Source organism: Thalassobacillus sp. C254, assembly GCF_001310615.1.
In genome coordinates, this window is sequence record NZ_BAXQ01000022.1 from 1 (window position 1) to 23,521 (window position 23,521).

The window sequence follows — 23,521 nt, forward strand, 5'->3', positions numbered from 1 at the left end:
CTTCCCTTAAATAAACTCTAATTTTCTTGTTTTTGTGCCTAAGGCTTCCATAGGATCGCGTCCCAAAGCACTATAAACGAATTTTCCAGTTAGCAATTTTAAAACGTCTGCAAAGGAATCTTTATTTTGATATTTTATTTTTTTATTATCTAAATCAATAACCAGATCAAAGTCTTCAATAATCTTAGGTAGATCTTCCATGTGATTTACAAGTACTTTTATTCCGTTGAAATTTTCTACCTTCATAAATTGTCTTATATATCTCCCGTCATAGCAATGCTCCACAAACTCTCAAAACCCTGGGAATCAGAGAAAATATTATCCTGTTTAACTTCAAGTCATCTAACACTTTTTTTCTAAGTGTCATATACTCACTCTTATAATCGAATAATATTTCAAATTGGTATTGACTCAATATTATTACATTATCATTAGTATATATTGCGTCTATTCGATCATCAATTGAAATAACTTCAGAAGCAACTTTTTTAAATTTATCTTGATACTTTTCGAAAAGCATACCTTTTTTTATTGCTTTTAGGGTTGCTGAATTTTTTAAATAACTTTATATCTTCACCTAGATGATTTTGTATTATTATTACATATGCATGGACGTTGTTTAAATCTCCTTCTCCGCTTGATAAAAAATCCTGAGAAGATGAAATAGCATCAATAATTTTACCCAAATCTGCCACTTGTTCACTTTTTTAATGTGTAGATTTCCTCAGGAGAGGATGCTTCAGGTGAAAAGGTTTCAAAGCTTTTGCCGTTAAACTTTTTCTTAAGATAGTTAGAAATCATCGGTAGCAACTCATCAGTAAGTAAATTAGGCTCTATATTAGTTGAATAAGCTGTGTAAAAATTTTCATTATTAGATTTATTTTTGGAAATGAAAAATATCTGTATTGATATATCTTTATCTGAGATAAATTTTAAAATTGAAGATGCTTGTTGATCGTACAGTTCAGACATATATAACTCTCCTCATCCTTTTAAAATATAACTTCATGTAATAAATAAAAACGGTCATTTTTGACCGTTTTTATTTATGTCACTTGTCGTCCTTCTTTTTCTCTTCTTCTTCCATAATGAGAAACTTTAAGAATCTTCTTACATCCTCCCGTTTTTCTTCTGGACTGATAAGTAGTCTTTAAGAAAGATCTGGGTTTCGGGATCCTCAAGTGCTTCATCTACCCTCTTATCTAACCAATCTTCCTCTTTATTTGAATATGCAGCTTTATTAGTTCTTCCTAACAGGAAGTCAACAGACACATCGAAATAGTCAGCCAGTTTTTGAAGGGTATCAGTATCTGGGGTCCTGTTCCCGTTTTCATATCCAGAGATAGAAACCTTAGTAACATTAATGATTTTCCCAAGGCCTTCTTGTGTAATGTTTTTTTCTTTTCTCAGTGAACGTAATCGTTCTCCAAACCCCATAAAATCAACCTCCAAGCCCACTTTTCGTATACTTTCAATTATAAGTTAACAGTATGCTAACGTAAATGAATTAAAAAAAAGTTAACTAAAATGTGAATAAAATGGTTGAAATAAGCTAACAGTTAACTTATAATCTAGTTAACAAGGAGTTAACAAAAGGTGGTGACGAGATGTCAGAGCGCAAGAAATTAAAAAACTACGCCTTCTTCATCAAAAACCCTTCAAACCGTTGCTAATGAAGTAGGAATAAGCAAACCATACTATTGGCAAATAGAAAATGGGGAGCGAGGTTTGTCTTATGATTTGGCTGTAAAAATAGCTGCGGTCTTTAATAAAAATCCGGATGATATTTTTTTGGAATCTGAGTTAACCTGTAGTGAACAAAAAGGGAGCGACACTTTGATTTAAACAGCACTTCTTATTATGTACGAAAGGAGATAAAAACATGATCGAAGTAAAAGTAGATCAGAAAGAATTGAAAGAGCTATACATGCAAGAAATAAAAAAGCGGCTTGATCAGTTAGATAATGAAATAACATTCTGGGATGCAAAAGAATTAAAGAGGCAAACAAATATGTCTTGGAACACAATTCAAGATAAGTTCTTTTTTGATCCTGACTTCCCAAAATTTAAGGTGGGTAATAAATGGTACTTTCCATCAGAAAAAACAAAAGAATTTTTAAATAATTGGATTGCACAACAAACGTATTAATTTAAGGGGGTGTTACATGAACATACGAAAAGAACTAGCCATAACACAAATCAGGGCAAAAGTATTAGAAGTTATGTTTTTGATCGATAAAACTAAAAGTGACAATAAAAAAGAAACAATTCAACAGTTGGAGTCAATTCTGAAAGATCTAGACGATGAAATTCAAGTAGATGATAGGGGGTATTGAATGAGATGGATGTTTACCAACAAATGTTGATGCTGGAGTTAGAGAAAATTGATTTGCGGTCCAAGTGTCGAAGCGAGCAAATTCACTTGATCATGAAAGCTTACACTTTACCAATGTATAAGCAAGCTAATTAATTTTTTTCCTCTATTCAGGAGGAACTTCTTTTTACCCACATTTGCGAAAAATGTAGTCGTAAAAAATCAAAAAAGAAAGAGGGATGATGAAATGAGTAAAGTGATGACGCTATTTGTTGATGGGAATATTGGAAAGAACTTATTTAAAAACATAACCAAAGAAGATTATCTTGAATTGGTTAACCACGAATCATTCTTATGCCAAATGGCTGAAATACATAAGAAGAATGGTTTTCTCCATGAAATGCGGATTGTTCTCCAAGAGAAGAAAAGAATTCAAGTTATTCGCATTTGTGCAAAAGCGGCTTTGGAACAAAACTACAGAAAGAAAAAAATAAGTAAAAAACCTTAAAGAATTTACCAATATTAGAAGTCAACTTCGCACTGAACTACTTATATAAGAGTAGAGGAAGAAAAATAAATAAAATCTAGCTTGTAGGAAACTTCCTCTTATGTTCATCTAAGCGCTGAATGGCAGCCAATGAACCTAAGGACGAAAAAGAGGTGAAAAGGATGAATGCACAAGAAGCTTATAATGTTTCAAAAGAGAACGTTGCTATCGCTGCTGAAGAAATGCTGACGAAAACAATCAAAACAATGTCTCAAAAAATAACAGAAGAGGCGAAGCGGGGAAAATTCACAGCGGCTATCAGCATTAACAAAAAACCAGGGTGGTTTGAATTTAATAATGACGAACGGTTAATACGACATTTTGAAAAGCGAGGATTCAAAGTTGATGTCTCAACTATAGTGTTTGAAACCCGTGTTTTCTGTAGCTGGGAAAACCCAAAATACTAAAAAAAAGTCACCTGCGGCAACAGATGACTATAGAAAACTTATATCAACGTGAGTATATCACACTCCAGGGGGATAGCAAATGAACGATTTTAATGTGAAAACCAATCTGAGTGAATCAGAAATAAACGGGTTGTTCCAAAAAGTTGAACAATTAAAGAAAGAACGCTCTGGTAAAAAAGAAATCATTGATAAAAAACAGACAAAATCATTAGCCACATCTTAAAAAATGGCAATGTGATTGCTTATAAAGAAAACACTCCTTACGTGCTAACAGTTTCACAAAAGCCCAGCCGGAAATTTGATAAGGCTCAACTAGCAACTGATATGGAAATGACTCAAAAAGAATTAGATTTTATCGGTATTGCAGAACTAGTGGAAGAAGGACAAATTACTTCAAAAAAATTAGACAAGTATTATTACGATGAACCAAATCAAAAATTAAAAGCACGCCGAGCGAATAAAAAAGATATTGAGCTGATCTTTGGTGGTAGGTCGTGAGTCAATTCTCTGAAAAAACAATTGAAAACAATATAAAAAGATACCTTGCTTCCATTGGTGCCTGGCACATTAAAACGCATGGGAATTTATTTTCAAAAGCAGGTGTCCCAGACATCTTGGCTTGCATCAATGGGAGGTTTGTCGGAATTGAAGTAAAGAAACCAGGTGGTAAGGTGAGTGAGCTCCAGAAAGCAAACATTAGATTAATTGAAAAGGCAGGGGGTGTTGCATTTGTCTCATTCTCTGTTGAAGAAACGAAGCACTATCTTACAAAATTCAATCTTATATGACTTTCAAAAAGAGCTTCTTAATAAGATTGATCCTGATTATATTATTGCTGCTGACACAGGAACTGGAAAGACAATGATGGCTTTGCACCATTATTTACGCCATACAAAAGGAGAACCTCTTTTAATAGTATGCCCACCACAAAAGAAAGCAGAAGGTGGTTGGGATCGAGAGGTAGAGCTTGTGTGTGAGAAATACGGTATTGAAATTACGTACGAGACTCTAAGCTATGGTGTCCTGGCTAAACGCTGGAAAGACTATAATGGTTGGTTTGTTGTTTATGATGAATGCCATTATATCAAGAATCCAACAAGTCAAAGAGGAAAAGCAGGAGTAAATCTTTCTAAAACATCGACTAATTTTCTTCTTTTGTCTGCGACTCCGTCCAGTAATGGGTGGGGTGACACCATTGCTATATGATCATGTTTGGCCATTACAAAAACAAGACGGAATTTAACCGGAAACATGCTATTTATGAAGATGAATTCTTTGGTTCTAATCCTGTAAAAGTAGTGAGTGGATGGAAGGACCAAGATAAATTAAAAAAAGTTGTATCAATCTTTCTCTATTAAGCTAGCAAAAGAAGATTGTTTAGACCTTCCCGGATTGGTTTATGAAGATGTGTCCTTCACGAAAACTAAGGAATATAAAACGATCGAGAAGGATCGAGTCCTAGGTGAAGAAATTTTTGATTCTATCCCTAAACTACAGCATGGTCTGAGGTTTCATGCTAATCAAAAGGACAAACTAAAGTATTCTGAAATGCTTGCAGAAGGTACAAAAGAAAACATGATCTTCTTTTATTACTATCAGGAAGAAAAAGAAGAGTTAAAAAAGGTCATGAAAAAGTTAGGAAAGACAATCTTTGAAGTTAGTGGCCAGGAAACAAACCTCCCTGATAAAAGGAAGTGGGAAGGCTTGGATAACTCTGTAACCTTAGTTCAATACATGGCAGGTGCTGCAGGCATTGAATTACAGTATTCCAACCTGGTGGTTTTCTATACTCCCACGTATTCCTTTCAGGACTATGAGCAGGCACTGGGAGAGCTTACAGAAATGGACAGACCAAAAGGTAACCGTATACCGCTATATTACAAAAGGAACTGTAGAAACAGCTATTTATAACGCTTTGAAACAGAAAAAGATTTCACTGAAGACTTATTTAAAAAGGATCTCAAGTTATGAGTAATTTAACGACTCAAGCAGGGGCAAATGTAATTGAGAAGAGAGAGTTATATGTTGGTGGATCAGATGTACCCACGCTACTAGGAATTAATAAATATAAGACCCCTTATGAGTTAGCACTAGAAAAAGTAGGACTTAAGAAATCTGACTTCAAAGGCAATGAATACACTCAGTATGGAAACGTCATGGAACCCCAGATCAGGGACTACATCAATGTAGTGAATGAGACACACTTTGTGGAAGCAACAAAAATAGGTGAAGGGATCCGCTCCAACACCGATGGGTATGACCAAGATCAAATCTGATACTTGAAATAAAACTCATGGTAAATATCCCACTCTAGAAGTCTATAAAAGTCAGATGCAGTTGTATATGTACCAATTTGAATGTGATCAAGGATGGCTAGCTTTGTATGAAAGGCCGGCTGACTTTGATGCTGAATTTGAAGAAGAAAGATTAAAAAATCAAAAAGGTAGAGCGTGATGATGCTTACATTGAAAAAATATTAAAAGAAATTGATTTGTTTTGGGGCCGGTGTGCGTTTTTAAAAGACAACCCTGGAGCAAGTGAAGATGATTTTAAAAACTTTGGCAAATCAAGTGGAGGTAAGTCAATGAATGAACTGCAGGTAAAAACTCTTCAATTTGAACCAGCAAAAGTGGAATTTAACTTTCAAGAGCTGTTTGCTACATTGGATCAAAACTTAAAGAAATACGAAGGATTAACTTTTACAGAAGATGATATACCAGAGGCGAAAAAGACAGTTGCTGATTTACGAAAAGGTAAAAAAGCAGTCGACAGCTACCGTCTTCAGACCAAAAAGAAATTAACAAAATCAGTTACTGAGTTTGAGGAGCAGTGTAAAGAACTAAACAAGAAGTTTGATCAAGTGGTAACCCCTTTAGTTTCCCAGATCGAGAAATTTGAAGAAGATCGAAAAGAAGAAAAAAGAAAACAGATTCAAAGCTTCATAGATAAGTTGATAAGTGAACAAAATATTTCTTCTGATTACTCATCAGAGTTAATCGTTGAAAGTGATTTTCTTACTAAAGGTAAATCAATGAAATCCATTAAAGAGGAATTAACCCTAAAAGCAGAAGCGCTTGTTCTTAAACAGCAAAAATTTGAGGGTGACAAAGAAATCATCGAAAACACAGTGGAGATAGCTAACAATAGATATAAAACAAACCTATTAAGCTCTGCTTATGTGAAGTTACTTCAGTACAAAGAAGTAAAGGAAATCAAAACGTTAATTCTAGATGACGCCCAAGAAGAAGTTCAGAAACGACTGGAAAAAGAATGCGAACAGGAAACGAAAACAGCTACAGTGATAAAAGAAAAAACTGCTCCGGTAAAGGATGAACAAACTTTCTTTGAAGTATATAAGGTCACTGGAACTGAATCACAACTAGATGCATTAGAAGAATTTATGAGGCAGGAACAAATTGAATTTGAAATTAAGGAGGAAAACGAGTAATGGGCTTATTACCTGAAAATAAAAAGAAAGTAGCTAAAGAAACACCGCGTAACTTTGTGATCTATGGAGGTACAATGCATGGGAAGACATATTTTACAGATGAATTTCCTAACCCTCTAAATCTTAATACAGATGGCAATGCGGATATGATCGAAACACCCTCCATTAACATTTCCCATACAAGGAATGTAAAAGGACAAATTACACAGGGTGCCAGTGACCTTATGTCTGACATTATTGTAGAGCTGGAGAGTACCAACCACTCTTTTGAAACAGTAATTGTAGATGTGATTGATGATGTGATTACTCTCTTTGAACAGGAAATAACAGAAGAGCAAAATGTTAAATCAATTGCTGATATCCCTTATGGAAAAGGTCATCAGATGATTGAAATGATGGTTCGGGTCCTAGTTATGAGATTGAAGGAACTGTCAATGAAAAAAGGACTCAATGTTATTTATGTCTCCCGCTTAAATACCATTGAAGAAAATGATGTCCAGAAGCATGTTCCTTCTTTAAAGCTCAAATGGATGAACATTGTTAACGGTAATTCTGATTATACAATTCTTTGCCGGAAGATCGGTAAAAAGTATCTACGCCAGGTAGAAAGCAAACGTAAGAATTATACCCGGGACAAAGTAGACGACGAAAGGATTGCACAGCTGCTTGATACAGTAATTGGTGCTTTTGATAAAAGTAAATCAACAAATGTAAATGAGGCCAAGAAGATAGTAGAACAGGAAGAAAAGCAAAAAGAAGTAGAACAAAAAGTGAAAGCAGAGGAACGTGCACAAGAAGCAAAAACAGATTCTCCAGCAAAAGAAGAAGCGGAAATAGAAGAAAAGAAAGCGCCACGAAGACCAGTTCCACGCCGGCGACCTGCAGTAACTAAATAAAAAATTTTAAAACAAAGGGGAAATTGATTATGAATTTAAAAGCGATGGCACAAGAAATTATGAACGAAGGCTTTGATCCTAAACAGATGCTGTAGGGGAGATTTTGAAGATCTACCAGACGGTTTATATGATGGCATGCTGACTGGAGTATCTTGGAGAGAGAATGACAAAGGCACTGAATGGCTTTCATTTGAATTTGAAATCCTTAATGAAGGTTTAGAAGGCCGAAAATACTTTGGGAACATTTTCTTCTCTAATGAAAAAATGATGCAGCTAAAACTTAAAAAAGGGCAATGAAAACAGCTGCGATTTTGGATGTTGACCTTACAATTGAAGATTTTGAGGACACAGATACGTTGGTAGAAACATTGAAAGAGGGCATAGGGAACCAATGCATGATTGACTTAAAAACAAACAAAAAAGGAACTTTTCAAAATTGGGAAGCCATGGAAGAGGCGCCATTTAACTAAGGAGGTATATTATGTTTACCTTCTATGACATGGAAGTGTTCAAGGAAGATTGGTTAATCGTTTTTGAACATGAGGGTCAGCTTACACACATTCACAATGATAAGGGAGCTCTAAAGAGCTTCCTATCAAGTGTAAGTTACTTGATCGGATATAACAATTACAACTATGACGATAAAATTTTAGCTTCGATTCTTAAAGGTATTAATCCTTACCACACCTCACAAAAAATCATTAGCGGGCAACGGTTTAATTTAAAACTCACTAACCCTCTTACCCTTGATGTTATGCAAGAAATAAGGTTAGGTCTCTCCTTAAAAGAAGTTCAAGCTAACATGATGAAAAACATACAAGAGACACCTGTTGGTTTTTCCATTGATCGGAAATTGAGCAAAAAAGAAATAAAACAGGTCTTCCAATACTGTGAAAATGATGTGTTAACCACCAAAGAGTTATTTGGGGAAAGGGAAAGCTACTTTGCAAGTAAGTTTGAAATCATAAAAGAGTTTGGGTTGCCGGCCACTTCTGTCAAAAAACAAGGGCCAACCTTGCTAGTGAAGTATTGCAAAGTAAACCAGGTACCGATAAGGACCGCTTAAAGCTTAAATATGATGAAAGAATTCCATTAGATGAGTTACCTAAAGATATCGTGCAGTTTTATAAAAAAGGTTGAAAAAGATTATGAAGCTGGATCAGACTACAAAGAATTAGAGAACAGAAAATTCACCTATAATTTGCACGGTCTTGATCACGTTTTTGGTTTTGGTGGACTTCATGGGGCCCGGGAACATTATAAAGGAGAAGGGAACTTTATGCAGATTGATATTTCCTCTTATTATCCTTCTCTGATTATAAACAACAACTTTATTCAAAACATTGATGTGTTTAAGAAGATATACCACACCCGGAAAATGCTGAAACTTGGAAACGATCCGAAAGAAAAAGTATATAAGATTCTACTAAATAGCACCTATGGTGCCATGAAAAGTAAATACAACAAACTCTATAACCCACGTCAGGCAAACAATATTGTAGTTAATGGACAGTTGATTATGACTTATCTCATTGAGTCAATTAAGCCAGCCTGCGAGTTAATTCAAACGAATACAGATGGAATCATAATAAAGTTTGAGAAAGAAATGCAACAGTCTATTGTCTGGATGCTCCAAATGTTTGAAAAGAAGTTCGATTTAACCTTCGATGTAGATGTAATTACTAAGATTGTCCAGCGTGATGTGAACAATTACGTAATTCAATATCAAGACGGCAGCATTAAAGCTAAAGGACGTTTTACTAATTATGAAGGGGGAGACTTTGAAAGGAATAGTCTTAGCATTATTGATAAATCGCTTGTTGACTATTTCATAAATGGCACCCGAATTAATCGAACAGTGGTGGAGTGTTGGAAAAAGGGCGAAATTGATCGCTTTCAGAATGTGGTAAAAGCCGGCAAGTTTGATGGAATGGTGCAAGAAGTGAAACAAAAAACACTCATAGAAGGAAGTTATGCAAGTGAGTTTTCTCCCTTACAAAAAACAAATCGCGTCTTTGCTGGTAAAGAAAAGATGTTGGGGACTGTGTATAAGGTTAAGCGAGAAAGAGAAACAAAATACTCTAAAGTGCCTTATACCAGTGACTATACTCTTGTTTGGAATGATGACTTAGAAAAACTGAATAAGCGTCACATTGATTTGAATTGGTACATCAAAGAAGCAGAAGGTTATTTGTTTTAGGGGGGCTAGGGAGCTGATTATTTGGGGAAGCGAAGAAAAAGATACTGGTTCCTGCTATACAAATTGGATGGGGAACAAAAGTATGGTTGTATGAGCAATTAACCTGGGAGAAGTGAAAGAAAAACAACTGCAAGGGTGGCGGGTGACATGAAGAAACAAACAAACGAACAACTATACCAAATCACACGTGATAAAGAAGCCAGCCTTAGTGATCGGTACGCAGCTGCCAGGGAGTTATATAGAAGGAAGTTGAAAAGAAAATGAGTCATAAAAATAAATCTTGGTTAGAAAGTGAGTACATCGAAATTAAGACCGGTAAGAAAGAAAAACGTAAATTTGATTCATCTGTAAATGAATATAAAGTTTCTTCAGAGGAGATGGAAGCAATGTTGAATAACGGATTGAACAAACAAAAGTACCTTGCTCTGAAAGAAGTAGGTAAGTCTGATAAAGATATAATGAATGAATTTCGTCTTCATTCAGTGAAGTTTTATGGATTAAAAGAAGAATGGGATTTAAAAGGCGTGAAATTTGAGAATGTGCAAAAAGGTGGTAAGAATACCCCTTGGCGGAATGATAAGAAGCAACCTGAAAAAGTAGAAATGAACACCTCGCCTAAATTAGAAGATAGTGGTGTAGTCACGGAAACCAAGATTACCACAGGAGATCAACTGGATATAGAAAAAACTGACTTTGATTCAAGCTATCTTCTTTTAGAATTAGAGCGTGAAAATGAGATGTTGAAAATTGAACTGCAAAGCGTTCAAGAGAAATATAACAAAGCCAGTGAGTTTTAAAGGTGTTGCTGTAAGAGGAAGACATCCTATTTTTTTACCTATTTGCACTGGTAAATTGTTCATTAAATTGAATTTAAAGGATGATTCTATGTCATTGTTTGACCCAAAGTTATACGAGGATAAAACTTATGAAAACCCTATGGTCTACAAGCACGGAAAGGGACCGGAAGGAAGAAAGTGCAAAGAGTGTCAGCGTTTTTATTACAAACAGTATGAGACAAAATATTTTAAATGTGAGTACAGAGGAGATACAGCTGGCCGGCACTGATCACAAAGCCAATTGGCATGCATGTAGCTGGTTTAAGGAGGAAGAAAAATGGAATTAAGGCGGCAGTATTTAATTGATGAACTGGAGAAACAAGGATTCTATGAATCGCGGGAGGGAAAACCGCTTAGGTCCTTATCACTTCAAGAAATTGAGTGTGAGTATGTTAGATTACCAGAGTTAAAGGAGATAGCCGAATGATTATAAGTTTAACAGAGTTGTATCCAAAACAGGCAATACTTAATAAGCGCATTAAAGATCAACATAACCTTCATGATGAAGACGTGTTTCTTAATCAAGTGTTAGCTCCCCTAGTGGAGATCGGGGAAGCGAGTAATGAAAGCAGGCACTTTAAATTTTGGAGTAAAGACCAAGAACCACGCAGACAGAAAGTAGCTTGGCCACACGGAGCTGGAGGTCCTCCTTCTTATGCGGATCCCCTTCTTGAAGAATTTGTCGATATGCTGCATTTTGGATTGGATCTAGGTTTAGAAATGGGTTATCACCTTGGAAAAGTAAAAGCTCACGTTGGGAGTGACCTGACTACACATACTCTTCTTCTTGCTAAGAAAGTGATTGAAGTAGCACAAGCTTACGATAAAAGCATTCCTAAAAGTATTTTGTTAGAAAGGTATGAAAGTATGATGGAATACCTTCTTGGGTTGGGTCTCATGTATGGTTTTGATCAAAAGAAGATCACAGAAGGATACAAGGACAAATTCAAAATTAATATGAGTCGCCAAAACAACGGTTATTAGAAGATAGCCAAAGGGGGAAACAGATGGGGTTTCTTGCTGGGGACGAAGTGACAATCAAACACACTGATGAACGAGGAATTGTTCTTATTGATAAAACAGAAACCTTGAATTTCATGCATTCATTTCTTGGTAAAAGGCAAGTAGTGAAGAAAACCTTTTTAGTACAGATATCCAGGAATAAAATCAAGTGGTTTGATGAACAAGCGTTGGGAATGGCTTTACCAAAAGAAGGTGTAAAAGACGAAGAAGCCATTGATAAAATGCTGATTGACGTTCATTTGAAATACAGACAATTTAAGTTTTTGGAAGGGAATTCTGAAGGGGGAAAAGTAGACCAAAACTGCGAAGGAGTGAAAAGTATGAGAGAAGGAATAGGGTGGATTTAGGGTTTGGTTGTGGTGTTTTATTCACCTTAATAATTATAGGGTTATTTTAATTATGAACATTACGACCACAAAATGAAGGAGCCATATTATGCAAAAAGGTGAAACGGTGACCAAAGAAATAGAAGTATTAAAGACTAAAAAAGGCAAAACCACTGTGATAAAGATCGATGGGCAAGTTTTTCAATGTAATCCAGACAGGGATGATTAGGTTGAGGTGAGTATATGATTGAACTGGGGATGTACCTAACCAAACATGTAACGGCTCCTTTACTTGTAGCTGCATCATTGCTTTATCTGATAGCCATTTTGTTCGGAGAGAGGGTGAGGAAGTGAGTAATATCAAGGGTTTTGTATTCCTAAGTGCAAAAAACTTTTTGAAGAGAAGAGTGAAGGAAGAAGGAAATGAAGCATATGAAATGTTTCAATGCCAATATGTACTTGAGCTATTTGAACAAGCCGAAAAGGTTGAAAATCTAGAACAACGTGCCAGACGAGCAGAGGACGAGCTGATCTATTGGAAAGACAAAGATGAAAGGCTTGAGAAGGTGATTAATACATGAGCAAGCGTAGGAAGGTAAAATACAATGTGTACTATTGCTCTGACTGTAGCTAGACTTTCTGACCGCTCCTATTCCTAGTCATGTCCATTGCCCTCGCTGCGGTGACTTCATTGATGTAGAAAAAATTGACTACGTGAACACTCCAGTCATTACTTATAAATGCAAACCATGGTCAGAGAAGGAAATAGCCACACTCCGTTATATGGTTAAACAAGACTTCACCTATGAAGAGATTGGAAAGGAATTGGGGCGAACCAAGAATGGTTGCTCTGGAAAAGCAAGAGAGCTTAATTTACGCCCGGTAAAGTATTGGACAACCAAAGAGGACGAGGTACTAAAACGATTGTATAGAGATGGATATACTTACAAGGAAATCTCAAACCAGCTACCAGGAAGAACATGGGTTACATGCAAAGGGAGAATGGATTCTCTTCGACGCAAAGGAGAAGTAATAGAAAGGAAAAAAGTGACCTCATGCCCACCTGATCCTACGGAAAAAATAGCCAGCCTTCTTAACCAGCAAAAGAGGAACAGCACTGGTCCAGTAACTTCTCTCGTAAGAAACCAACCATAACCATCATCTACAGAAAGGAGGTCACACCTTGCTCAAATACATTGAATTGGACGGAAAAGTACCACTGCATAACTTTGATACTTTCAGTACGGACCACACTAATTATGAAGATGCAGGCGTGATTCTTAACAACCAGGTCGTTGTGGTTGACTTTGATGATAAAGAATCTGCTAAAGTCGGTAATCTTATTTTTCAAAAGCACCCAACATTAAAGGTAAAAACAAGTCGGGGGATACACCTTTATTTCCGAAAACCAAAGAATGTTTTTATAAAAAATTGGGTAGGAAAGCTTACCAGCTGCGGCGTTAACGTGGATTATAAGTTAGGAAAGAAAGCACATGGGACGGTAAAGCAAAAAGGAAGAATTCGTCCGATAGAAAACAGCCATTTACTAGGAAGGTGGGAAGAGCTACCGTCTCTTCCCTTAGAATTACATCCTAGTAAACTATCACAAAGCCTGCTGGGTCTTCAGGAAGGCCAAAACAGGAATAGTTTCCTTTTTACTCATCTCTTGGCTGTTCGCGAAATGTATAAAGATGTAACAAGTGACCAAGTTGCTAATTTGGCGGAATTTATAGAAGCTCATGTGTTTGCTTCTCCTTTAGATAAAGGGGAGCTTGATAAGCTGATTCAAAGTGTCATATCCAAGACTGTTAATGAATTAAAAAATAAGTTTCTGGATCCTAAAGACATTATTACTACAAGTGAAGTCTTAGCAAGTGAATTTCAAATTAAGTATTATAATCAGTCGCTTTATTTTAAAACAGAAAATGACGGCTGGATTACCGATAACAATAAGTTATTACGTGCAGTGGACAAGCGTATTAAGTTAAAGCCAAGACAGCAAAGCGAGCTTTTAAAACGATTAGAAGTAGACGCAGAACTCATTGAGCAAGACGAGTTTTCGATCCGCTTCAACAATGGTTGGTCCCTCGATTCGTCTAATGAAGTTATACCCGCTGAAAGTGAGTTTACACCTTTTAATTTAGACGTAGCTTATGAAGAAGGAACTTATGATGAACACGTTGATCGGTTTTTAAACTTTGTCACTAAGAATAGAAAGGACCTTCGTATTGTTTTAGAAGAAATGTTTGGTCACGTGTTAATGACACACAACTTCCCGCACAAGGCATTTTTCTTGTCTGGAGAGAGTGGAAGTAACGGGAAGTCAACTTTACTTGAAATGCTAAACAGTTTTATTGGTGATCTTGGTCACACCTTATCATTGGAAGATTTTAATGAGGCCTTCCAGATCGCAACATTAGATGGAAAGCTGGCCAATATTGGAGATGACATAGACGCTGCTTATTTAGAGAGATCAAAGAACTTTAAGACACTGGTGTCGGGAAACACAATTTCAGTCCGAAAATTGTACGGAGAACCGTTTAAGTTAAAGAACAAGGCTACTCTTATCTTTACTTGTAATGAAATGCCTACGTTTAAAGATAAGTCCGGAGGGATAGCCAGGCGTTTGGTTATCATTCCCTTCGATAATAAAGTAACTGAAGTTGATCCGAAGATTGATGAAAAGCTTTCCTCAGAGTCAGCTAAATCTTACTTACTTAGGTTGGCCATTGAAGGCATGAATCGAATCGTAAGCAATGGCAAGATCAGTTATAGCAAAACAATTGAGGATGTTACAAATCAATATCTTACTGAGAATGATAGTGTACTTTCTTTCCTTTATGACATGGATTTAAAAAACATGGGTGTGGAAGGGAAGACAACGGAGACTGTCTATTTGCAATATCAGAATTATTGTGAGGATAACGGTCTGAAGCCTGTTGGTAAAATCGCTATGAGCCGAAGAATTTCTTCTACTGGTTATGAATCGAAAGGAAGAAGAGTGAATGGCAAGTTGCGGAAAGTTTATGTGAAAGCTAATTAATGTTACACATAGTTACGGGTTGTTACGGATGAAATTTCTCATCCGTAACAGCTGTAATTACTAATATAATAGTATATATACTATTTTTCTTTTAAAGTTACAGATAATAATAGTAATAAGTATATATATAAAATAAAAAGAGAAAGAAAAAGAAAAGTAAAAGGGACTAGAAAAAATACTTTTATCCGTAACGCGTAACAAGTAGACTCAAACCCTTGATATATCAACAGCTAAAAAAACTAACAAAGAAAATAGTGTTACGGATGATCCGTTACACTTAAGGAGGGGCGTTCCATTGAATAAAGAAATGTGGGAAGAAGTAGCCAGAATATCAGCCAGGCTGCAGTACAAACAACGATCCAATACCTTGAGAATGAGAAGAAGATCCAAGAGAAGAATAGAACGGATTGGCGTTTGCGTAATACAAAGCTTCTTCTTAAAAACTATCGTTCCTTCTCTCTTCATTGTGCAGACCTTGAGAAAGAAGTATCTATCTTAAATAAAGAGGAAGTTGTGGATAGCTTAGATAGTGACGACTTTGCAGTTGAAGCCATTAAGCGAAGTAAGCAACGAACGATAACAATGGTTAATTTTATTAATCAGATGCTTGAAGTATATGAGATCATGTGTGAGCGATCTGGAAGGGCAGAAGAGATGAGAAGGTATCAAACCATCTATCATTTATATATCTCTGACGAAAGATTAACGGCTGAGGAGGTCGCTGACTGTCACAAAACGAACGTCAGAACCGTTTACCGGGATGCTAACGAAGCCGTGAAAACCTTGTCTATATTGGTTTTTGGAGTGGATGGCATAAAATTAAATAAGTGAAGCTCATGTCAAAAACGTGCCATTTTTTTTGGTAAATGAAAGAGTTATAATGGTAATATGAAAAAAATCTAAAAAAGATTTCTTTCTAAGGATCCCGACATACTCACATAGAATTCTGTTAAAAGACGTCTGCTTGTTATAAGTAGGCGTCTTTTGTTGAAGTGACTCACATCTCACATTGTATTACAAAACATATAAAACAGGATTACTTACTTACTTCGTCGAATTAACTAGACGGAGGAGGAAGAGAATATGGATTCCGCAGATATAATTAATTCTTTATTAGTACTAGTAACTCTAATAGCTGTTTTTATTTACTAGAAGAGCAATACTTGTACAAGATTCACCCAGGTTATCTTTGCTAAGATCAAACATGAATCATAATTTTGAAGATAATAAGTTAACTTTAAGGTGTGAGGTGAAAAACTTTGGAAACGGAATTGCTTTTCAAACCTTTCTAATAGCAAAGATAGTTAATATTGGGAAAGAAGATCAGTATTATTTATCAAAACCAGAAATAGGGATAGAATACAAGGAAATCAATCCAAGAACTTTGAGATTAGAGATGGAAAGGCCAAATACTGAAGCGATTTTGAGTGATATAGTATGGATTGAAGCTTATGTAGTAACAATTGATTTTTTTAAGAATATACATAGAACTAAATTAGAGTTTAGCAAAAATAATGATCACCTAAAAAAGTTTTTAAATCCTTCTAAAGCGGTATGGAGGTACTCGCCTTCTTACTTTCATGTTAAGCAATGGATGAGAATGGCTAATATTCAAGGCAACAGCTATGCTGACTTAGAAATTAAAAAAGAGAAGAAGAATTTAATGAATTAAAAAAGAAGTTTGAGCCGGTAATTAAACAAATTAATAAAAAAGATTTTAATAAAGACTAGACATCCTTTTTGGCTGTTTTTCTTTTTATTAAAAAAGGGGGCATGCATAATGGATACTCCAAAAGTAACTATAAAGCTGAGAGACTTAGAAGCTTTTCAATTATTGCTTTCACGAGCAGATCATAAAACAAGAAAAGAAGTAGTGAAGTTGTTAGAAAAAGAGGATAAGAAAGATTAGTTCTGAAAACCTTCTTGGTCATGTATAATGAAACACATACATAGAGCTGGAAGGTGATACCTATGAAGTTAATTTTTTTCTTATTCCTCCTACTTACACTCATTGCCTGTTCTCCGGAAGAAGAAGCAACTGGTGAACTTATAGAAGATGGTGAAGTGACAGCTGAGGAAGAACCAAATGAACCGACTCAAGAAGAGTTAAATGAAAGGTTAAAGGAACAAGCCATGGAAGCTAACTTTACTGAGGTGAATGGTGGAGAGGTAGAAGAAGGCACTCCATTATATATTGAAGGAAAAGTAACCTTTGTGGCTGATGGTGGTCAGCTGGGTGAGTTCACCATTACAACAGAAGAAAACGATGGCCATGGAATGTACAACATTGCAAACTTCTCTATGATTGAGGAGAACATAGAAGAAGGGCAACATCTGAAAGTGTATGGCACTTATGCGGGGGAATCAGAAGAGGGGTTCCCTGAAATAACTGTAACGGTTATTGAATTCCAATTGTGACTTAGGGCGCTCATTTGAGTGTCCTTTTTTTGTTTGATAAAGGAGGGAGATAATGAATAACCGTGTGGTTTCTTGTGATAAATGCAATCAAGAGTTTCAGATAAAACCTAAAACTTTTAAGAAGAAGGGGATTGAAGAAACATATTTCAACTGCCCGGAATGTAAAGAAAAGTATGGTGTCATCGTTACAGATAAAACGATAAGAAGAAAACAGAAAGCAATCAAAGAATTGCAAATCAAGATTGACAAACAAAAGGATCCTGAGATCAAGAAGAGACTCTTCTCTCAATTTCAAAAGGATAAAAAAGAAATAGAAACTTTGGTACTTTTTTTGAAAGAAAAGTTTAGGAAAAACAAGGGATAAAATCATGAAGAAAGTTGATCCGTTTTATCAAAGCAAAGAATGGAGAAGGTGCCGAGTGGTTGTGCTAGCTCGTGATCATTACTTGTGTTGCTCATGCTACAGTGCTGGTCGTATCACCATGGCCAACACTGTCCATCACATCAACCGCGGCGTGACTACCCTGAGCTTGAGCTCACACTAAGTAACCTTGAAAGCATTTGTCCTTCGTGCCACAACAAAGAGCACACGGAGAAAGGAAGCACTGTAAAGAGAGTGAGCAAAAAGATAACGTTAGTCGAGGTTAAAGGTAACCCTGAGATAACATAGCCCCCTAAGAAGAAAGGGAGAGGCTACCCACATACTGACCGGCGGCGGAGTTTCCTTTTCTACGCGGATGTTTTTTTATGAAAGGGGGGTCACAGATCACGGATATTGAGAGGAGGTATTAAGATGGCCGTACCTACAAGACAAAAACTTATTGATTACCTTGGTGATTCATACAAGGAATCAGATGAAGAACTAATTTCTTTATATTTAGAAACACATAAATTTTACCGAAAGCTCAAAAAAGAAATCCATAAGCAGGATTTAATGTATGAATACACAAACAAAGCGGGCGCTACGAACCTAACCAAAAACCCGCTTGTAGTCGAAATAGCTAAAACGGTTCAAACCTTAAACAACCTGTTAAAGTCCATGGGTCTGACCCCTGCTCAGCGTAAGAAAGTAGTTGATGGAGATGGCGAAGAGGATGACTTCGACAGCTTCTAACGGGGTGCTGCATGTTTTAGTAGAACCTTCATCACATCTTCTATCTACCTGGTATGCTGAGCAAGTGGTACAAGGGAAAATACTGGCTAGTAAAAACAACATCTTGGCTGCTAAGCGTCACCTGAATGATCTTAAAAAGCAAGGAACTGAAAGTTTTCCTTGGGTGTTTGATGAAGAGAAAGCACATCGGCCAATAAAGTTCATAGAAAAATATTGCCGGCCTTCGAAGGGGAAATTTAGACAGTTAATTTTGCAACCATGGCAACATTTTATTCTTGGTAGTCTTTTTGGTTGGATAAACGAGGATGATGGGTTACGGAGATTTAAGGAAGGACTTGTCTTTGTTGCTCGGAAGAATGGAAAGACCACTCTTATTTCTGGTGTAGCAAACTATGGGGTTTCTAAAGATGGTGAGCACGGGGCTGATATTCCTTTGCTAGCCAACTCGATGAAACAGGCTCGCTTGGTCTTTGATGAATCAAAAGCTATGATAAAAGCTTCTCCATTACTTAGAAAACGGTTCAGGCCCTTACGAGACGCTATTCATTATGATAAAACCTTTTCTAAAATAGAGCCGCAAGCGTCTGACTCTGAAAAGTTAGATGGCTTAAATACACACATTGGTATCTTTGATGAAATCCATGAGTATAAGGATTATAAATTAATCAATGTGATTAAAAACTCTCGTGGTTCCCGGGAACAACCATTGCTTGTTTACATTACTACGGCTGGTTATCAATTAGATGGACCACTTGTTAATTACTATGAGCAAGGTGTGGATACATTAAATGGTCTTATTACTGACGAACGGACCTTTTATTATATTGCTGAACTTGATGACCCAGAAGAGTTTGACCAGCCTGATATGTGGGTGAAAGCAAATCCAAACCTTGGTGTGTCGATTAAGAGCAGTGACATGCAGGAAGAATGGGATAAAGCGAAACGAACTCCACAGGAAAGAAATGATTTTATTACTAAACGGTTTAACATCTTTGTTAATGCAAGCAAAATGCCATTTATTGATTTTGAGGTTCTTAAAAGAAACAATAAAGTCATGAATTTAAGTGACTTATATGGAAAAACCGGGATAGGTGGTTATGATTTATCAGATTCTGAAGACTTTACAAGCGCCTGCCTTTCTTTCCCTCTCCTTGGTACTGGAGAGGTTTTTATTTTGTCTCACTCTTGGATACCTGAGAAAAAGGTAAAGCAAGAAAACGAAAAAATTCCTTATAGAGAGTGGGAGGAAGCAGGCCTTCTTACAATTGTTAAAGAGGAATACATCAATGAAGAGCATGTTTTCCATTGGTTTAAGGAACAAAAGGAAAAATATAATATCGAAATGATCACTTATGACCCTGCAAAAGCTTTCCGCCTTAACATTGCTCTTAAGGAAGATGGGTTTGAAACAGAGGTGGTAAGGCAAGGTTTTATTACCCTTGGTCCTGCAATGGATGATTTAAAACACTTGTTTATTGATGGGAAAGTGATTTTTAATAATAACCCTTTGTTACGTTGGTATATCAACAATGTGGAGTTAGTTATTGATCGAAATGGAAATAAAATGCCTACAAAATCAAATAGATATAGAAAAATTGATGGGTTTGCTGCCATGTTAAATGCCCATACACAAGTAATGGAAAGACTAGTTACTTCCACTGGCGGTGATAACCTTGAAGTTATTTCTATGGCTGATCTGTTAAGGGGGTGAGGAATTGAAATGGTATAACAAAATGAAAACTAAACTATTTATGGCTGCAGCTTCATGGGCTGGTAAAAGTTTTGACTTTACGAATTGGTACGGACGCACTTTTTGGGGAGTGGACAACTCAAAATTAGCTACAAATGAAACTATTTTTAGTATCGTCTCAAGGTTATCTAATATTATGGCTTCATTACCAATTAAGTTGTATCACAATTACGACACGGTCATTAATGATGCTGCTAATGTTTTAATAAATAGCCCTAATCACAGCATGACATCCTTTGAGTTTATGAGAAACATGGAAACCATGAGGAATGAGCATGGGAACGCCTATGCCTTGATTGAAAGGAATATTAGAGGGCAGGTTGAAAGGATAACACCTATGGATCCCACCTATGTGGAACCGGTAATTGAAGCCAGTACTCAAGAAATGTGGTACAAGGTGCTAGGAAACCAAAAGACATTTTACTTTCATAACTTAGATATTATTCATCTCAAGCATATAGTTGGTGCAGGCGGTCAAAAAGGCATTAATCCGATTGAAGTCCTAAAAAGCACCAATAGCTATGATAAAGCGGTAAGAGATTTCAGCTTGAAAGAGATGGAAAGTGCTCCAAATTCCTTTGTCTTAAAGTATAAGGCCAACATAGACAGAGAAAAAAGAGAGCAAGTGATTGAAGACTTTAAAAGATTTTATAAAGAAAACGGAGGAATCCTTTTTCAGGAACCTGGAGTAGAAATTGATCCAATCGAACGGAAATATGTAGCTGCAGATACATTTACCTCTGAACGTATTACCCGTTCCAGGGTTGCTAACGTTTTTAATGTTCCAGTAACTATGCTAAATGATACAGAAGGTCAAAGTTATTCAAGTAATGAACAATTGATGCTTACATTTGTTCAAATGACTTTAATTCCTATTGTACGCCAGTATGAGCAAGAGTTTGACCGTAAGCTACTCACTCGGAAAGATCGAGAGGATGGCAAGTATTTTAAACTAAGCGTGGGTGGTTTGTTACGGGGGGATATAAAAGCCAGGACTGCTTTTTATCATGGTGGTTTACGTGATGGATGGTTAACCAGGGATGAAGTCAGAAGATGGGAAGACTTACCACCGAAAGGGGGGCGAGCTGATGAGTTATTAGTTAGTGGTGATATGTATCCATTAGAAATGGATCCACTTGAACGAAAGGGGGTGAGAGTTAATGAACAAAATGCCGGTTCACATGAAGACTGACGCTATGATGTCGGTTAATAACAAATATGAAAAGATGACGAATAGTAAGTATTGGGATATGAAGATGTCAGCTGATAATTCTGAGGAAGCTGATGTTTTTATTTACGGAGACATTGTTCGTTACCAATGGGATGAAGAAGACACAACAGCTACAAGTTTTAAAGAAGATTTAGATGACCTTGGTGATATCTCTACAATTAACCTTTATATAAACTCTCCTGGTGGTAGTGTTTTTGAAGGTGTGGCTATTCACAACATGATAAAAAGACATAAAGCAAAAGTAAATGTGCATGTAGATGCGTTAGCAGCATCTATCGCAAGTGTCATCGCAATGGCAGGTGACACTATTTTTATGCCTAGAAATTCTATGTTGATGATTCATAACCCATGGACGTTTGCTATAGGAAATGCAAAAGAGTTACGGAAAACTGCTGACGATTTAGACCGTATAGGTGGTTCTGCTGTTCAATCCTATCTTCAAAAAGCTGGAGATAAATTAGACGAAGAAGAGCTTCAACAAATGCTTGATGAAGAAACTTGGCTATCAGCTGACGAAGCATATCAATATGGTCTATGTGATGTAGTAGAAGAAGCTAATGACATGGTTGCATCTATTAATGAAGAAATTCTATCTAAGTACAAGAATGTACCGTCACAATTAAAGCAGTCGAAAACACAAGAAAAATTTTCTGCCCAAGAAATGGCGGATAGAAGAAAGATATCTGAAGAAGCAAAATCAAATTCCAATTACATTAGTGATATTTTAGGGGGATTATAAAATGACAAAAACACAGGAACTTTTAAAAATTGTAAAGCATAAAAACAGAATGAAAATGAATCTTCAATACTTTGCTAAAGGTAAAACCCTTTATGAATTAAAAGCAAAATCTTTCAACAGTTGGACAGCAGCTTCAAAAAGTTGAAGCGGAATTAGCCGAAGTGGCTATTGATACAAGTGCAACAACAGAGGATATTCAGACTTTACAAAAATCCCGCGATGACTTAAAAATGCGCTTTGATGTAATTAAACAACAACATGATGAAAGAGAAGCGGAAGAGAAAGCGAAATTTCATGCACAGCAAGGGGTAAAAAGTATTGAAGATCCAAAACAACGCATTGAAAAAGCAAAGGCTGAGCTTATTCGGGCTACAGTTCGCCAGCAACCTTTAACTAATGATGTAAGAGCTGCCCTTGGTGACGATGACACTGGTGGAGGAAAGTTCTTACCTAAGACTGTTTCTACAGATATTATTGTTGAACCTTATGTAAAGAACCAATTGCGTAATCTTTCTACATTCACCCAAATTACTAACCTAGAAATTCCTAAGCTAAATTTTTCTTTGGATGATGATGACTTTATCCAAGACAAAGAAACAGCTAAAGAACTAGAAATGACTGGGGATAATGTTACATTTGGTCGTCATAAATTCAAAGTTTTGGCTGGCGTTTCTGAAACTGTGTTGAATGGTACAGATGCAAACTTAGTTTCACATGTTGACCGGTCTCTTCAATCTGGTGTAGCTGCCAAAGAAAAGAAAGTAGCTTTTGCAACTTCCCCTAAATCAGGTGAAGAGCACATGTCTTTTTATTCTACCCAAAATAATATTAAGGAAATGAGTGCAAGTAATTTGTATCGTGCAATTAGAGATGCAATTGGCGATCTGCATGAAGACTACCGTGAGAATGCACAGATTGTTATGAGACAACAAGATTATTTTGAGATCATTGACTTTCTGTCTAACGGAAATACTACTTTCTATACCGCACAACCTGAGCAAGTTCTAGGAAAACCTGTAACCTTCTCAGATTCTGCTGTTTATCCTGTTGTGGGTGATTTCTCTTTTTCACACTATAATTATGACATCAACGTTTGTATGATCGCGATAAAGATGTAAAAACAGGTATTGAACTGTTTGTAATTACTGCTTGGATGGATCATCAAATTAAGTTAAAATCTGCATTCCGAATTGCTAAAACAGATGAAGTAGAAGAAGCATAAGTAGGTG

38 protein-coding genes and 2 pseudogenes are annotated in these 23,521 nt (G+C 36.3%); 35 read left to right on the forward strand and 5 right to left on the reverse strand.

The window, feature by feature from the left end:
- Window positions 1-6 precede the first annotated feature (6 nt).
- From JCM19033_RS16790 to JCM19033_RS22575, 5 genes are all read right to left on the reverse strand, one after another.
- Window positions 7-201 carry a hypothetical protein gene (locus JCM19033_RS16790; protein WP_198153547.1) on the reverse strand — a complete coding sequence of 65 codons (195 nt, stop codon included), beginning with the start codon at window positions 199-201 and terminating at the stop codon, window positions 7-9.
- Between the two features lie 67 nt (window positions 202-268).
- The gene (locus JCM19033_RS28400) at window positions 269-520 is read right to left on the reverse strand and encodes a DUF4868 domain-containing protein (protein WP_054637155.1); all 252 of its coding nucleotides are present in this window, start codon (window positions 518-520) and stop codon (window positions 269-271) included.
- Window positions 495-695, reverse strand: a complete 201-nt coding sequence (locus JCM19033_RS24405) for a hypothetical protein (protein WP_054637156.1) — start codon at window positions 693-695, stop codon at window positions 495-497. The genes JCM19033_RS28400 and JCM19033_RS24405 overlap by 26 nt, the downstream gene beginning before the upstream one ends.
- A gap of 4 nt (window positions 696-699) precedes the next feature.
- Complete coding sequence (locus tag JCM19033_RS16805) at window positions 700-972, reverse strand: hypothetical protein (RefSeq protein ID WP_054637157.1); 273 nt, start codon at window positions 970-972, stop codon at window positions 700-702.
- A gap of 138 nt (window positions 973-1,110) precedes the next feature.
- Window positions 1,111-1,437: a helix-turn-helix domain-containing protein gene (locus JCM19033_RS22575; RefSeq protein ID WP_083465531.1), complete on the reverse strand. Its 327-nt coding sequence runs from the start codon at window positions 1,435-1,437 to the stop codon at window positions 1,111-1,113.
- A gap of 270 nt (window positions 1,438-1,707) precedes the next feature.
- Between JCM19033_RS22575 and JCM19033_RS22580 the strand changes: the two genes are divergently transcribed.
- The 35 genes and pseudogenes from JCM19033_RS22580 to JCM19033_RS16940 all read left to right on the forward strand — a co-directional run bounded on the left by JCM19033_RS22580 (window position 1,708) and on the right by JCM19033_RS16940 (window position 23,514).
- Window positions 1,708-1,845: a hypothetical protein gene (locus JCM19033_RS22580; protein WP_374701263.1), complete on the forward strand. Its 138-nt coding sequence runs from the start codon at window positions 1,708-1,710 to the stop codon at window positions 1,843-1,845.
- A gap of 37 nt (window positions 1,846-1,882) precedes the next feature.
- Window positions 1,883-2,149, forward strand: a complete 267-nt coding sequence (locus tag JCM19033_RS16815; RefSeq protein ID WP_054637158.1) for a group-specific protein — start codon at window positions 1,883-1,885, stop codon at window positions 2,147-2,149.
- Window positions 2,150-2,165: 16 nt separating this feature from the next.
- Window positions 2,166-2,336, forward strand: coding sequence for a hypothetical protein (locus tag JCM19033_RS23705; RefSeq protein WP_157049939.1), 171 nt, complete (start codon window positions 2,166-2,168; stop codon window positions 2,334-2,336).
- A 225-nt stretch (window positions 2,337-2,561) separates the two neighbouring features.
- Window positions 2,562-2,822: a hypothetical protein gene (locus JCM19033_RS16820; RefSeq protein ID WP_054637159.1), complete on the forward strand. Its 261-nt coding sequence runs from the start codon at window positions 2,562-2,564 to the stop codon at window positions 2,820-2,822.
- Between the two features lie 119 nt (window positions 2,823-2,941).
- Window positions 2,942-3,268 (forward strand): hypothetical protein, encoded by a 327-nt coding sequence (locus JCM19033_RS16825; protein ID WP_054637160.1) that lies wholly within the window; start codon window positions 2,942-2,944, stop codon window positions 3,266-3,268.
- A 79-nt stretch (window positions 3,269-3,347) separates the two neighbouring features.
- Entirely contained in the window at window positions 3,348-3,491 is a 144-nt protein-coding gene (locus JCM19033_RS26330; protein ID WP_269758319.1) for a hypothetical protein, read from the forward strand.
- 11 nt (window positions 3,492-3,502) lie between these two features.
- Window positions 3,503-3,766: a hypothetical protein gene (locus tag JCM19033_RS26335; protein ID WP_269758320.1), complete on the forward strand. Its 264-nt coding sequence runs from the start codon at window positions 3,503-3,505 to the stop codon at window positions 3,764-3,766.
- Entirely contained in the window at window positions 3,763-4,056 is a 294-nt protein-coding gene (locus JCM19033_RS16835) for a VRR-NUC domain-containing protein (protein WP_054637161.1), read from the forward strand. The genes JCM19033_RS26335 and JCM19033_RS16835 overlap by 4 nt, the downstream gene beginning before the upstream one ends.
- On the forward strand, window positions 3,998-4,474 hold the full coding sequence (locus tag JCM19033_RS26340; protein ID WP_269758321.1) for an SNF2-related protein: 477 nt from the start codon (window positions 3,998-4,000) through the stop codon (window positions 4,472-4,474). Before JCM19033_RS16835 ends, JCM19033_RS26340 begins: the two co-directional genes overlap by 59 nt.
- Before the next feature lie 186 nt (window positions 4,475-4,660).
- The gene (locus tag JCM19033_RS26345; protein WP_269758322.1) at window positions 4,661-5,179 is read left to right on the forward strand and encodes a hypothetical protein; all 519 of its coding nucleotides are present in this window, start codon (window positions 4,661-4,663) and stop codon (window positions 5,177-5,179) included.
- A 56-nt stretch (window positions 5,180-5,235) separates the two neighbouring features.
- Window positions 5,236-5,544 carry a YqaJ viral recombinase family protein gene (locus JCM19033_RS16845; RefSeq protein ID WP_054637162.1) on the forward strand — a complete coding sequence of 103 codons (309 nt, stop codon included), beginning with the start codon at window positions 5,236-5,238 and terminating at the stop codon, window positions 5,542-5,544.
- Between the two features lie 308 nt (window positions 5,545-5,852).
- A pseudogene (locus JCM19033_RS16850) lies at window positions 5,853-6,446 on the forward strand (DUF1351 domain-containing protein); the annotation flags it as partial.
- A 269-nt stretch (window positions 6,447-6,715) separates the two neighbouring features.
- A complete protein-coding gene (locus JCM19033_RS16855) occupies window positions 6,716-7,612 on the forward strand; it encodes an AAA family ATPase (RefSeq protein ID WP_054637164.1) in 897 nt (298 codons plus the stop codon).
- A gap of 293 nt (window positions 7,613-7,905) precedes the next feature.
- A complete protein-coding gene (locus JCM19033_RS23710) occupies window positions 7,906-8,082 on the forward strand; it encodes a hypothetical protein (protein ID WP_157049941.1) in 177 nt (58 codons plus the stop codon).
- 11 nt (window positions 8,083-8,093) lie between these two features.
- The gene (locus tag JCM19033_RS26350; protein ID WP_269758323.1) at window positions 8,094-8,678 is read left to right on the forward strand and encodes a hypothetical protein; all 585 of its coding nucleotides are present in this window, start codon (window positions 8,094-8,096) and stop codon (window positions 8,676-8,678) included.
- Window positions 8,679-8,708: 30 nt separating this feature from the next.
- Window positions 8,709-9,812: a hypothetical protein gene (locus tag JCM19033_RS26355; RefSeq protein WP_269758324.1), complete on the forward strand. Its 1,104-nt coding sequence runs from the start codon at window positions 8,709-8,711 to the stop codon at window positions 9,810-9,812.
- 260 nt (window positions 9,813-10,072) lie between these two features.
- Complete coding sequence (locus JCM19033_RS16865) at window positions 10,073-10,609, forward strand: hypothetical protein (protein WP_054637165.1); 537 nt, start codon at window positions 10,073-10,075, stop codon at window positions 10,607-10,609.
- A 128-nt stretch (window positions 10,610-10,737) separates the two neighbouring features.
- On the forward strand, window positions 10,738-10,935 hold the full coding sequence (locus tag JCM19033_RS24410; protein WP_054637166.1) for a hypothetical protein: 198 nt from the start codon (window positions 10,738-10,740) through the stop codon (window positions 10,933-10,935).
- On the forward strand, window positions 10,926-11,075 hold the full coding sequence (gene fbpA / locus JCM19033_RS22585; protein ID WP_083465533.1) for a Fur-regulated basic protein FbpA: 150 nt from the start codon (window positions 10,926-10,928) through the stop codon (window positions 11,073-11,075). Before JCM19033_RS24410 ends, fbpA begins: the two co-directional genes overlap by 10 nt.
- On the forward strand, window positions 11,072-11,632 hold the full coding sequence (locus tag JCM19033_RS16875; RefSeq protein ID WP_054637167.1) for a dUTP diphosphatase: 561 nt from the start codon (window positions 11,072-11,074) through the stop codon (window positions 11,630-11,632). The genes fbpA and JCM19033_RS16875 overlap by 4 nt, the downstream gene beginning before the upstream one ends.
- A 23-nt stretch (window positions 11,633-11,655) precedes the next feature.
- A complete protein-coding gene (locus tag JCM19033_RS16880) occupies window positions 11,656-12,018 on the forward strand; it encodes a hypothetical protein (RefSeq protein WP_054637168.1) in 363 nt (120 codons plus the stop codon).
- A 329-nt stretch (window positions 12,019-12,347) separates the two neighbouring features.
- The gene (locus tag JCM19033_RS16885) at window positions 12,348-12,578 is read left to right on the forward strand and encodes a hypothetical protein (protein ID WP_054637169.1); all 231 of its coding nucleotides are present in this window, start codon (window positions 12,348-12,350) and stop codon (window positions 12,576-12,578) included.
- Window positions 12,579-12,711: 133 nt separating this feature from the next.
- A complete protein-coding gene (locus JCM19033_RS16890) occupies window positions 12,712-13,152 on the forward strand; it encodes a hypothetical protein (protein ID WP_157049943.1) in 441 nt (146 codons plus the stop codon).
- A gap of 28 nt (window positions 13,153-13,180) precedes the next feature.
- Window positions 13,181-15,040: a phage/plasmid primase, P4 family gene (locus JCM19033_RS16895; RefSeq protein ID WP_054637171.1), complete on the forward strand. Its 1,860-nt coding sequence runs from the start codon at window positions 13,181-13,183 to the stop codon at window positions 15,038-15,040.
- A 309-nt stretch (window positions 15,041-15,349) separates the two neighbouring features.
- On the forward strand, window positions 15,350-15,871 hold the full coding sequence (locus JCM19033_RS16900) for a hypothetical protein (RefSeq protein WP_054637172.1): 522 nt from the start codon (window positions 15,350-15,352) through the stop codon (window positions 15,869-15,871).
- Window positions 15,872-16,289: 418 nt separating this feature from the next.
- Window positions 16,290-16,712: a hypothetical protein gene (locus JCM19033_RS16905; protein WP_054637173.1), complete on the forward strand. Its 423-nt coding sequence runs from the start codon at window positions 16,290-16,292 to the stop codon at window positions 16,710-16,712.
- Window positions 16,713-16,820: 108 nt separating this feature from the next.
- Entirely contained in the window at window positions 16,821-16,949 is a 129-nt protein-coding gene (locus JCM19033_RS26360; RefSeq protein WP_269758325.1) for a hypothetical protein, read from the forward strand.
- Between the two features lie 62 nt (window positions 16,950-17,011).
- Window positions 17,012-17,458 carry a hypothetical protein gene (locus JCM19033_RS16910; RefSeq protein WP_054637174.1) on the forward strand — a complete coding sequence of 149 codons (447 nt, stop codon included), beginning with the start codon at window positions 17,012-17,014 and terminating at the stop codon, window positions 17,456-17,458.
- Window positions 17,459-17,510: 52 nt separating this feature from the next.
- Entirely contained in the window at window positions 17,511-17,822 is a 312-nt protein-coding gene (locus tag JCM19033_RS16915; RefSeq protein ID WP_054637175.1) for a hypothetical protein, read from the forward strand.
- 93 nt (window positions 17,823-17,915) lie between these two features.
- Entirely contained in the window at window positions 17,916-18,128 is a 213-nt protein-coding gene (locus JCM19033_RS22590; RefSeq protein WP_198153550.1) for an HNH endonuclease, read from the forward strand.
- Window positions 18,129-18,251: 123 nt separating this feature from the next.
- Window positions 18,252-18,572, forward strand: a complete 321-nt coding sequence (locus JCM19033_RS16920; protein ID WP_054637176.1) for a phage terminase small subunit P27 family — start codon at window positions 18,252-18,254, stop codon at window positions 18,570-18,572.
- The gene (locus JCM19033_RS16925; protein WP_054637177.1) at window positions 18,553-20,283 is read left to right on the forward strand and encodes a terminase large subunit; all 1,731 of its coding nucleotides are present in this window, start codon (window positions 18,553-18,555) and stop codon (window positions 20,281-20,283) included. Before JCM19033_RS16920 ends, JCM19033_RS16925 begins: the two co-directional genes overlap by 20 nt.
- 40 nt (window positions 20,284-20,323) lie before the next feature.
- Window positions 20,324-21,514: a phage portal protein gene (locus JCM19033_RS16930; RefSeq protein ID WP_054637226.1), complete on the forward strand. Its 1,191-nt coding sequence runs from the start codon at window positions 20,324-20,326 to the stop codon at window positions 21,512-21,514.
- Between the two features lie 34 nt (window positions 21,515-21,548).
- Window positions 21,549-22,292 (forward strand): head maturation protease, ClpP-related, encoded by a 744-nt coding sequence (locus tag JCM19033_RS16935; protein WP_269758329.1) that lies wholly within the window; start codon window positions 21,549-21,551, stop codon window positions 22,290-22,292.
- A 1-nt stretch (window position 22,293) separates the two neighbouring features.
- Window positions 22,294-23,514, forward strand: a pseudogene (locus JCM19033_RS16940) (phage major capsid protein).
- Window positions 23,515-23,521 lie beyond the last annotated feature (7 nt).